Annotated in this window: 3 protein-coding genes; 1 reads left to right on the top strand and 2 read right to left on the bottom strand. The window is 69.8% G+C overall.

All coding sequences use genetic code 11. From position 1 onward, the window contains the following. The coding region (locus Q2100_RS28240; protein WP_302916703.1) for a tetratricopeptide repeat protein at positions 1-327 on the top strand (327 nt) is incomplete at its 5' end. Here the strand turns inward: Q2100_RS28240 and Q2100_RS28235 are convergent. Beyond that, positions 300-905 carry a response regulator transcription factor gene (locus tag Q2100_RS28235; RefSeq protein ID WP_302916702.1) on the bottom strand — a complete coding sequence of 202 codons (606 nt, stop codon included), beginning with the start codon at positions 903-905 and terminating at the stop codon, positions 300-302. The genes Q2100_RS28240 and Q2100_RS28235 overlap by 28 nt on opposite strands. A gap of 107 nt (positions 906-1012) precedes the next feature. Then, positions 1013-2353 (bottom strand): RNA polymerase sigma factor (locus tag Q2100_RS28230; RefSeq protein ID WP_302916701.1); only part of this gene is annotated, 1341 nt, incomplete at its 5' end.

The following is a 2353-nucleotide window of genomic DNA, read 5'->3' as shown; positions in this document are numbered from 1 at the left end:
ACCGGCATGGCGCACGTCGAGGGGGAGCGGGACCGGTTGCGGCACAAGGCCGCCGCGGTGGCCGCGGCGCTGGCCGCCGACCACCTGGCACTCGGCGAGCATGACCGGGCGCTCGCCGCGGCCGAGCGTTCGGTGCAGCTCGAACCCGAGCAGGACACCGGCTGGCTGGTGCTGGCCGACCTGCATGCCGAACTCGGCGACGCGGGGTCGGCCGAGTATGTGCGCCGCGAACACGCGCGGATCCGCGCGGAACTCGGGGTGCCGACGCTCGTGCGCCGAGGCCGACCGGCCGGGGCCGGTCAGATCAGGCCCTCGCGCACCGCGTAGGCGACGGCGTGTGACCGGTTGCGCAGCTGCAGCCGGGTGGTGATGCCGTGCAGCACGTTCTTCACGGTGCGCTGGCTGTAGCACAGCGTGCGGGCGATCTCGTCGGTGTCGAGGCCGTCGGCGATCAGGCGCAGCACGTCGGCCTCGCGCTGGGAGAGCTTGTCGAACCGCCGCATGACCGGCTGCGGCGTCATCCCGCCCACCCGGCCGAGCACGTCGCGGGGGAGGACGCCGCGGCCGGCGGCGACCTCGGCCACCGTGCGCACGAGGACGTCGGATGTCGCTTCTGCGCGTCGCAGCACGCCGCTCACACCGGCCTGGGCCGCCGTCGTCACGGCCTGTTCGTCGACGGCGCCCAACAGCAGAAGGGTTTGCCGCACACCGGCTTTGCGCAGTGAATGAAGAATCCGGACGGTCGCGCCGTCCAGCACATCGGCGACGGCGATCGCGACCTCGGCGCCGTGCAGGCGCGCGGAGTCGACGACCGCGATTTCGGCCCTCGGGCGGAGTTGACTGACGACGCCGGCTTCGAGGATCGGATCATCGGCGTACACGTAGGTGGTCACTGGTCGCGACATTGCGGACTTCCTCCCGGTCGTTCGTATGGGAGGAAGTATCCGCACGGGCCTCAACAACGGCTCAACGCCGGAACCGTGCCGCTCAACGAGCGGTCAGCGACCCGGGATCAGTCGAGGTAGTCGCGCAACACCTGAGAGCGACTGGGGTGGCGCAACTTCGACATCGTCTTGCTCTCGATCTGGCGGATGCGCTCGCGCGTCACGCCGTAGACCTGGCCGATCTCGTCGAGGGTGCGGGGCTGACCGTCGGTGAGCCCGAAGCGCAGCCGGACGACGCCCGCCTCGCGCTCGGAGAGCGTCTCGAGCACCGACTGCAGCTGATCCTGCAGCAGGGTGAAGCTCACCGCGTCGACGGCGACGACGGCCTCGGAGTCCTCGATGAAGTCGCCGAGCTGGCTGTCGCCCTCGTCGCCGATGGTCTGGTCCAGCGAGATCGGCTCACGCGCATACTGCTGGATCTCCAGCACCTTCTCCGGCGTGATGTCCATCTCCTTGGCCAGCTCCTCGGGCGTGGGCTCGCGGCCCAGGTCCTGAAGCAGCTCGCGCTGGATGCGGCCGAGTTTGTTGATGACCTCGACCATGTGCACCGGGATGCGGATGGTGCGCGCCTGGTCGGCCATCGCCCTGGTGATGGCCTGGCGGATCCACCACGTCGCGTAGGTCGAGAACTTGTAACCCTTGGTGTAGTCGAACTTCTCCACCGCGCGGATCAGGCCGAGGTTGCCCTCCTGGATGAGATCCAGGAACGCCATCCCGCGGCCGGTGTAGCGCTTGGCCAGCGAGACCACCAGGCGCAGGTTCGCCTCGAGCAGGTGGTTCTTGGCGCGGTCGCCGTCGCGGCAGATCCACTGCATGTCGCGGCGCTGCTGAACGGGCAGCTTCTCGCCCTTGTCGGCGAGCTCGGTCAGCTTCTGCGTGGCGAACAGGCCGGCCTCGATGCGCTTGGCGAGCTCGACCTCCTCCTCCGCGTTGAGCAGCGCGACCTTGCCGATCTGCTTGAGGTAGGCACGCACGGAGTCGGCCGAGGCGGTGAGTTCGGCGTCCTTGCGGGCCTGCCGCAGCGCCTCGGATTCCTCTTCGTCCCAGACGAAGTCGCCGGAGGCCTTGTCCTTCTCGGACGGCTCGGCGATCTCTTCCTCTTCGACGGGCGCGGCCGTCTCGACCTTGGGGGCCACCGCGGGGGTCTTCGCCGCGTCGGCTCCCGCGACGGGTTCGTCGTCGTCGGTGTCCAGGTCGTCGAGGTCGATCTCGGGCTCGTCGATGGTCTCGAGATCCTCGCCGGGCTCCTCGACGTCGTCGGTGGTCTCCAGGTCAGTGTCCTCGACGAGGCTCTCCTCGCCGGCACCGGCCTCGGGGGCGGTCGATTTCTTCGCGCGCGTCTTGGCCGGTCCCTTGGCGGGAGCCTTGGCCGGCTTGGCGCCGGCCCGTGCCTTGGGTGCCGCGCCGTT

Source organism: Mycolicibacterium arseniciresistens, from assembly GCF_030519285.1.
Lineage (GTDB): Bacteria > Actinomycetota > Actinomycetes > Mycobacteriales > Mycobacteriaceae > Mycobacterium > Mycobacterium arseniciresistens.
Note: the sequence above shows the minus strand (reverse complement) of the source record. Positions and strands in the feature narration are given on the sequence as shown.

Bases quoted from the DNA above. Each gene is read 5' to 3' on its own strand.
- Q2100_RS28235 (WP_302916702.1), bottom strand. From the start codon at position 905: ATGTCGCGACCAGTGACCACCTACGTGTACGCCGATGATCCGATCCTC.